The 8,359-nt window shown below is 36.4% G+C and carries 7 protein-coding genes and 1 pseudogene; 5 read left to right on the forward strand and 3 right to left on the reverse strand.

Annotated features, from left to right (window positions below; all coding sequences use genetic code 11):
- Both QZ562_RS17450 and QZ562_RS17455 read right to left on the reverse strand, forming a co-directional pair.
- Window positions 1-308, reverse strand: a pseudogene (locus QZ562_RS17450) (SAM-dependent methyltransferase); the annotation flags it as partial.
- Window positions 309-322: 14 nt separating this feature from the next.
- Complete coding sequence (locus QZ562_RS17455) at window positions 323-1,084, reverse strand: Nif3-like dinuclear metal center hexameric protein (RefSeq protein ID WP_293762994.1); 762 nt, start codon at window positions 1,082-1,084, stop codon at window positions 323-325.
- A gap of 120 nt (window positions 1,085-1,204) precedes the next feature.
- Between QZ562_RS17455 and QZ562_RS17460 the strand changes: the two genes are divergently transcribed.
- Window positions 1,205-1,564, forward strand: a complete 360-nt coding sequence (locus tag QZ562_RS17460; protein WP_293762996.1) for a hypothetical protein — start codon at window positions 1,205-1,207, stop codon at window positions 1,562-1,564.
- Between the two features lie 74 nt (window positions 1,565-1,638).
- On the opposite strand, the gene QZ562_RS17465 is transcribed toward QZ562_RS17460, so the two are convergent.
- Window positions 1,639-2,433 (reverse strand): DUF2189 domain-containing protein, encoded by a 795-nt coding sequence (locus tag QZ562_RS17465; protein ID WP_293762998.1) that lies wholly within the window; start codon window positions 2,431-2,433, stop codon window positions 1,639-1,641.
- A gap of 926 nt (window positions 2,434-3,359) precedes the next feature.
- On the opposite strand from QZ562_RS17465, the gene QZ562_RS17470 reads away from it, so the two are divergent.
- The 4 genes from QZ562_RS17470 to QZ562_RS17485 all read left to right on the forward strand — a co-directional run bounded on the left by QZ562_RS17470 (window position 3,360) and on the right by QZ562_RS17485 (window position 7,556).
- Entirely contained in the window at window positions 3,360-4,580 is a 1,221-nt protein-coding gene (locus QZ562_RS17470; protein WP_293763001.1) for a pyridoxal phosphate-dependent aminotransferase, read from the forward strand.
- Window positions 4,581-5,335: 755 nt separating this feature from the next.
- Window positions 5,336-5,674, forward strand: coding sequence for a hypothetical protein (locus tag QZ562_RS17475; protein ID WP_293763004.1), 339 nt, complete (start codon window positions 5,336-5,338; stop codon window positions 5,672-5,674).
- A 249-nt stretch (window positions 5,675-5,923) separates the two neighbouring features.
- The gene (locus QZ562_RS17480) at window positions 5,924-6,187 is read left to right on the forward strand and encodes a hypothetical protein (protein WP_293763007.1); all 264 of its coding nucleotides are present in this window, start codon (window positions 5,924-5,926) and stop codon (window positions 6,185-6,187) included.
- Window positions 6,188-7,205: 1,018 nt separating this feature from the next.
- On the forward strand, window positions 7,206-7,556 hold the full coding sequence (locus tag QZ562_RS17485; RefSeq protein ID WP_293763010.1) for a lactoylglutathione lyase: 351 nt from the start codon (window positions 7,206-7,208) through the stop codon (window positions 7,554-7,556).
- Window positions 7,557-8,359: the final 803 nt, after the last annotated feature.

Genomic DNA, 8,359 nt, shown 5'->3' on the forward strand with positions numbered 1-8,359 from the left:
ATATGTAAATTAGGATGTGTACCTAACTTGTTTTTTGCCAGAGATAATATCACAGAAGATAAGTCAGATAACGTTACCTCATGGCCTAAACTAAGCATAACCTCAGTCATGATCCCCGTGCCACCGCCTGCATCCAAAATTTGCAATGGCATGCTTTTTTGTAACGACACCTCAGTCAAAGGCAAACAATCGTGCAGGTGATGTACTATCAACTCATGGCGCAATCTACCTTTTGTTGAACCATAAATATTTTTTTCGAATTTATCTGCAAATTTATCAAAATTTTGGTCTTGTTTTTTGTTTTCCATTTACCGAATATACCTCAAGCTGGATTATCGATATCAATAAACACAGCCTCAATTCCTAATTCCTGTTGAATATACTCACCCAAAGCTTTAACACCATAACGCTCAGTTGCATGATGTCCAGCGGCGTAAAAATGAATGTCCATTTCACGTGCTGTATGTATAGTTTGTTCTGATACCTCACCGGTAATGTATGCATCGATACCTTGCTCGGCTACCATTTCGATGTAACCTTGCCCACCTCCTGTGCACCAAGCAACTGTTTCAATTTTAGCTTTTTTCGCTGGCTCGTGTAACGGTGTTTTAGTCAACATATTAGTTAACAAGTTAGTCAAGTCAGTTGGATAAATACCACCATCGAACCTACCTTGCATAACCACAGACTGGGGATTATGTTGTTCTAACGGTGATACATCTTCAATTCCTAATAATTTGGCTAATTGAGCGTTATTACCCAGAGTTGGGTGAATATCCAATGGTAAATGATAAGCATAAAGATTGATATCATGCTGCAATAGCGAGCGTATTCGATTTTTTTTCATGCCTGTTATACATTGTTTCTCACCTTTCCAAAAATATCCGTGATGAACAATAATAGCGTCGGCATTGATAGATACAGCCCGATCAATTAATGCTTGTGAGGCAGTCACGCCTGTTACTAGTTTAGTAATATTATTTTTACCCTGAACTTGCAAACCATTGGGGCAATAATCCTTTGTTTTTTCTGGCTTTAGTAACACATTAAGAAATTGTAATAATTGATTATTTGATACTGACATCGATCTTCCTATTGATTTCAATACATTACTAATGTACGTAAATTAGACATTATAATTAAAAAAAGGTATAAAGCCTCTCCATATTATGAAAACAAACATATAAAAGGCAAAGTCCTGATTATGAGTAAATTGGATAAAGATCAAGTAATAGCTGCTTTCAGTGAAGCTTATACAGCAGTAAATGGTAAAGCCCCCTCCATTGAAGCCAAGAGCGGCTGGTATAGTGTTGATGGTGGCAAAAATATACGTTTGGCAGAGCTGGACGCGATGATAACTGAGTTAGGTTCAACAGCCCCATCTAAAGAAGCAAATGCCGTTGTTGATAAACCTAAAAAAGTCACAAAGAAAAAACCTGTTACTGTCACAGAAACTTCCAAATCAGCTGTTAAAAAGAAAGTCAAAAAATCAGACTTTTCAGTCAAAGCATTCTGGACTCATAAAATTCTAGAAACTAGTAGGCAGTCTAAACTACCTCGATAAGTATCACCGTCATAAAAAAGCCTCACGATATATATCATGAGGCTTTTTTGCATGAATATTAGTCGAGCAGATGACTATTCGAAGTGTCGTTCTCTTTTGGTTTCTATTGTGCCTATATAACCATGCCAAGTAGCATAGCCGATAAGTGGCATTAAAAAGATAAAACCCACAAACCATGTGGCAAAACCAATAAGTACAGCTATTAATATGATGAATGCCCATAACATCATGGGGCCTTTGTTAGTCCATATAGCATTCATATTGGTTAACAAAGCGGTGGCTAAATCAACTTTTCTTTCCATCAATATTGGTTGTGTAAACGCCATAAGAAAAAAAACTAAAACTGTGAATATTGCGCCGACTACCGTACCAACCGCTAAAAATGGTAAAAGATTGATAAAATTTTCATCAAGATATGGCGGGTATAATGCGTGGATTAATGAAGCTACACGTAGCCAAAAAACCATTAATATCATTAATAAAAATCCTAAGCCCCACCCATTAATGGCATTGCGTTTTAGTGTTATTACACAATGACGTAATGTTGGTTCACGTTTTTTTGCTAATTCCCAACTGACATCGTACATACATCCCGCTATAAATGGACCAATCAACATAAAGCAAACAAGTGCTGGCATTATTACTAAGTGCCAACCTGTTAATTGAACTAACTCGATGATGAGCCAGGGTATAGCCGCAAATATCAGACCAAAAAAAAGTGTTATTCCAGGTTCCTGACTCGCATCTTTAATGGCCAGTGTTAGCCACTTAAACGGATCACTCATTGACAATTTTTTACAAGGAATAACTCGTGCAATGTCACTTTCGGAGATCGCATTCTGAGGGGTTATTTTGAAGTGATCTGACATTAATTTACTCCATAAAAATCGAAACGTTTTAATGTTTGATTATTTAATAATTACACTTAGGCTTAATTTTACTCCAACAACATAAAAGTATACAGGCATTCAGCTATAGAAAATCTAAATTTTCAATGCATTAGAAGGCGATTGTCGATAATTTATGGAGTATTCGACATATATATTACGTGAAGAATGACCAAATACGATCATTAATTAAGTGGATACCAATGAATTATTGTCGCAAAATGTTCAGCTAACTTCTGGTTTAACAAAGAAAACTGAGTCAGTGAGATGTTTTCTACTGAAATGCAATGCCATACAAATTTGTGGCAATTATTATTGATAACATCATATTTAGCATAACTAGAAAGCTGAGAGATAACTCTGTCAGCTGCACCTGCATGTATCAAAGAATTATGTTTATCATCACAAGCTATATAAATTTAATCACCGCTTCCTTGTTGTAAACAACCTACTCGGGGATACACATATTACAAGGCCACCATCTTTTAGTTCTGGAATATCATCGTTTACCCAGATTTTAGTATACTTAAATATATCAGATACACCGTATACGCCACAAAACACAATAGCTCTATTAATGGGGTCCTCTGTATTGTTTGTCTGATCTGGTAAACGATGAATAGATTCATCACACCTTTCAGCAACTGTATATTTAGCCCTCGCTAAAAGTGCTATGGCCAACATCGAACCACAATAATGTAATAGGCATCTGATTTTGCACCGTTGCAAACTATTCTAAATCTAATATTAAAAGATACAAAATAACCAATTACGTATGTAATTGGATAAGACTGCGTTTAATAAGAGCACTCATCTGGCTTTTTATATACCATAGTTAATTAAACACTTAACAGCCTCACCCTTGTTGGTTTAATCTGTCACACCTTGTAGGAAATTATTTAGAACAAATGAAAAAAATTAATAAATCTAAAAAATTAGAAGACGTGTGTTACGAAATACGTGGGCCCATTTTAACCGAAGCAAAAAAAATGGAAGATGAAGGTCATCGAATATTAAAACTTAATATAGGCAACCCTGCCCCATTTGGCTTTGAAGCACCTGACGATATATTAAAAGATGTGATCCATAACCTACCAAAATCTCAAGGTTATTCAGACTCAAACGGCATTTATTCTGCGCGTGTGGCAGTCATGCAATATTATCAACAGAAAAATGTAAAAAATGTCAATGTAGAAGACGTCTACATTGGTAACGGTGTCAGTGAACTTATCGTTATGGCTATGCAAGGGTTAGTAAATAACGATGACGAGGTATTGATCCCCGCACCAGATTACCCTTTATGGACAGCAGCGGTGAGTCTTGCATCTGGTGTACCGATTCACTATCGCTGTGATGATTCCAACGGTTGGCAACCCGATATACAAGACATTAGAAGTAAAATTACCATCAAAACCAAAGCTATCGTTTTGATTAATCCTAACAACCCTACTGGGGCAGTATACAGCCCAGAATTATTAAAGCAGATCATCGAACTTGCCCGTGAGTTTTCACTGGTTGTGATCAGCGACGAAATCTATGACAAAATTTTATATGATGATGCAAAACATCACTGTATTGCATCAATGGCGACAGATATTTTCTTTATCACTATGGGAGGATTATCGAAAAACTATCGCATAGCTGGATTTCGAGCTGGATGGTTGGTGGTCAGTGGTAACAAATTAATTGCCCAAAGTTATATAGAAGGACTGAACATTTTATCATCGATGCGAATGTGTGCAAATGTACCAAGCCAACACGCAATACAAACAGCCTTAGGTGGATACCAAAGCATTAACGAACTTATCGGTAACGACGGTAGACTTAAGATTCAAAGAGACATGGCATTTGACATGTTGAATGCCATAGACGGCCTTGAATGTATTTTACCAAAAGGTGCCATGTATTGTTTTGTTAAAGTAGATGCCGAAAAATTCAATATTACCGACGACGAACAAATGATATTTGATTTGTTACGAGCAGAAAAAATATTATTGGTACACGGTTCTGCGTTTAATATCAAAGAAGGCTGTTATTTTAGATTAGTATTTTTACCTCATGTGGACGTGCTAAAATTAGCACTTGAAGGCATAGCTAACTTCTTTAAAAGTTATAAGCAAGTCATCTAGATATCTTAACTAGATTGTCAAAGCAAAGTCTGCACGTATCCATAGTAGCCCATGCTTTATCAATGATACGCAATGGATATTTAGGACTTCGCCGAATAGCTTTTATAACTTTTTTTTGTTAAAAAGATATCGCAGATTATTACCGGTGATTATTTCAAAATTAGCAATGATGTAAATGTTTAGTCACTTTCGAAAAGGACACATGCTTACAGCTTAGAATTAATAATAGTTACCTACTATAATTCAAAGTACTGACATGGATAATAAATTTCCTGTGCATAAGCGCAGGGCATCAAAGCATTTTTTAATCAAAGAACTTAACTGAGCACTGTTATCGAGTTTTAATTGGCGCCGAACTACTCGCTCACTTTAGATAAAAACAAACACCTCAATGCTAATTTCAACTCTGAGAGATGCTTCATTAACCATGTATCACGAAGTATCTGGAATAATTCTTTAATACCAATATAAAATATCATCGCACCTCAATTCCTAAAGTCATTTCACTGCTTAAGTGGCTGGTTAAAAAAATGCATTGATGCCCTTATTGACGACTTAACTATCGAAATGGAACCGTTTATCGTGTCAAGGGGTTTTACACAGACTAAACATGTTGTTGACATGGGTACTAATATTAATTTTATGAAAGTCTTTGCATAACTTATTAGAATGTCGATACTACTTTGACAACGCCAAATGTATCTAACCCGACTTCTGGTTAATATACTTTTATGTTACAAAAGGAGAGGAAGTCGATGGATCAGGTCAAGAGTCATTTTCAAATCATAGCCGCCACAGTTTCAACGCTTTACTTTGGTTTATTTGCGTATGGAGCTTTTCTCATAATTCAAGATTTCGAAAAAATCTTTGATTCTTTTGAAATTGAGTTACCCATCCAAACTTCTATTTTAATTGCCTCTTATCGCTACTGGGGAATATTGAGCTTATTTTCAGCTTTTATTCTTTATAAAGTTAGTAAAGGTAAAAGCAGCAGGTCTATGAAATTATTAATTTGGTTATTTGTGTTGTCATTATTATTAGTGCCGTTCGCAATTTGGGGCGTTTATAGTCCAGTATTGGAAAACAGTGGATAACCTTCAACATAACAAGCGCATAAAGTCAGACTCTGCAAATGAGCCGACTTTTTGCAAAGGACAACAACGCAAAAATAGGTCTAGTTTGCTCCACTTCATAAGCGGGCGTTAGGATTATGAGTATGAAATTAAGTGCTCTTGTAGTTTTAATGTTTTTTTCTTAACTCATGCGTACTTAAAGATGATCTCCCTAGCCAATGGGGACTTTTGAACTAAAAATGCTCAGATATCACTATTTTTCTTAACAATATGGGAGTTATTTCTTCAGAGTACGGTGAAAATAAATTATCAAAATTACTCGTTTCAAATACGGAATTTAGTCATCGGGCAGAACAAATTAAAATAAGGGCTTTTACCGGGTTAAATAGACCAGATATTGACTTAGTTTATGATTCTAAAATAGTAGAGGCGATCACTTTGAATACTGAAGAGTTCAAAGGGTGTGAAAACGGTGGTTATATTGTTGCACGCACCGCCATAAGCAATAGTGGAGGTGCTTTAGGTAAGCAATGATGGGAATTTAAACTGTACTTTACACCGGACTATCTAATCATTTCAAAAAAAAAGGTGTCCTCGGTACACTTTTCTTAGTGCCTATGGTGGGCACTGAAACTCATTGGCTTCGTTTTGATAAAGCCTAACAAAAACATTATTTCGCTTGCAAGCTTACTGGGATGATTACCACTGGCTGGGGCTTCGCGCAATATAGCCAGCAAGTAGTTGCTCCATATGTTAAGCGTTGTAAATACGCATACTCATGAATATAAAAATCGTATGGTTTTAACGGGAAAACAATCACATCAACCCAAGATCAACCTTTTACTAATGTTCGACAACTGGTAGGTAAATTTAGCACAGGATCCAACAACTATCTCACGAAGAGATCGATCTTCTGCTTCGGTATAACTGAAATCAGAGGCTTACGTCTAAACAAACCTATAACCCCATTTACTCTTTTCGGTCGATGACACAAAAAAGCCAACCCACTTATATACTCAAATCTCACTGGTGAGTGAACGACCGCAGGTTAAGCAAATATCCGGAAGGCTGGACACGTTCAGATAAGATCATGAACTTTCTTTGCAATACTGCATAATTTGCTGTGGTTATAACATCACATGGTTTAGTCGTCTTGTGCTAACTTTTCTCTAGCCTTCGCCTCAAATAATGTCTTGGGGGACGCTGTGTCTTCATAAGTTCGTATATTTATGAAATGAGTCCATGCATTTCACTGAAGACCAACCCGTAGTTGTTCAAATGCTTCCCTACCATTTTGTGCGTTCGGTTTCCTTCAGACCAAGCCTCGCAGCTAAGCCCTTGCCATTCGCTAGTAGTTAACGTTAAATTAATGGTTATCTTCCTAAAGAGGTCTCTCATCTGGTGCGGCCATCGCTCATAATTTCATTTCTATGCTGGGCGCAAACAAAGCTATTAAAAGAACCAGAACGCATGGCTCGCGCTCCTTTAGAACTAGTTTTAGCCATGCATTTTTCAACTATTATGGCAGCGTTAGTTGCCAAAGGAGAGTCTGGTGAAAGTTGATGATATTAGAGTTTTCATTCCAAGCAAGGATTACGAAATATCTAAGTCTTTTTATCAAGCATTTGGTTTTGAAATGGATTATGTCACTGATGACTTAGTGTTATTCGAAAATGGTGATTGTTCATTTTTTCTTCAAAGGTTTTATAACGAGGAACTCGCTCAAAATTTAATGTTTCAACTTTCCGTTTCAGATATAAACGAAGTTTTTGAGGTACTATCTAGTTTGGATAATTTCGACATAAAGTATGCGCCTGTAAAAACCGAACCGTGGGGTAAAGTGCTTTACTTATGGGGACCTTCAGGTGAACTTTGGCATGTAACTGAGTTTGTTGGCAATTAACAACACACCCCAAGGTGGACCTGAAGTCCAAAAACTTTCCACCGTATATTATAATAAGGGTGCTCCCTTGCGTTTCAATGCTTTTAGATACGTTGATTCATTATATGCTGTCTTCGTATTTCAACACTGAAACAATGTCCTGATCCACTAAAATATCAACGTTCTGATGATGGTATTGTGTGTTTTATCTTTAGCTTTTTGCTACCAATAATAGGTTTTGCCCAAAAGGAATAGCGCACTGATTGACCTACCCACTCAACAAATGTTTGCCTTAAGAACGCGATACAAGAGATTTGCCAATGTATCCATTTTTTTTTGCCGCTTCTTTACGTTATCTGGTTAAATGGAACCGGACACTTTAATTAGAGACAATTAAACGTCAATTATTATTTGAATCCAAGAGATGTGAAAATATCATAAAAACGAACTTTTAATCAAAACCCAAAAGAATTTCAAGAAGAAGCTTTTGCTTTGTTGTTAGAGCAAAGTTAATCGGAGGCAGAAAGTTACCAATGAAAACATCAACAGACATATCCGGCAGTACTTCCTCAAAAGACACATTTATAAACCTACTCTCAAGAAAACTAAACCAGGTGGTAACTCAACTAAATCGACGGCCACAGAAGACATTCAAATTTTGTATATCATCAGACATGAATAGACTAGCATTACCATAATCACTTGAATCTGCAAGTGACTTCTTCGCGAATGAAATGAAGTAAAACTTTGCTTTATAAAGGCAAAGCTACAATTTATATCGTTCGTATTTTATGCCGCGTGATGAAGGTAGGTAAGTCTGTATT

The organism is uncultured Paraglaciecola sp. (assembly GCF_913058035.1).
In the GTDB taxonomy this organism is placed as follows: Bacteria; Pseudomonadota; Gammaproteobacteria; order Enterobacterales; family Alteromonadaceae; genus Paraglaciecola.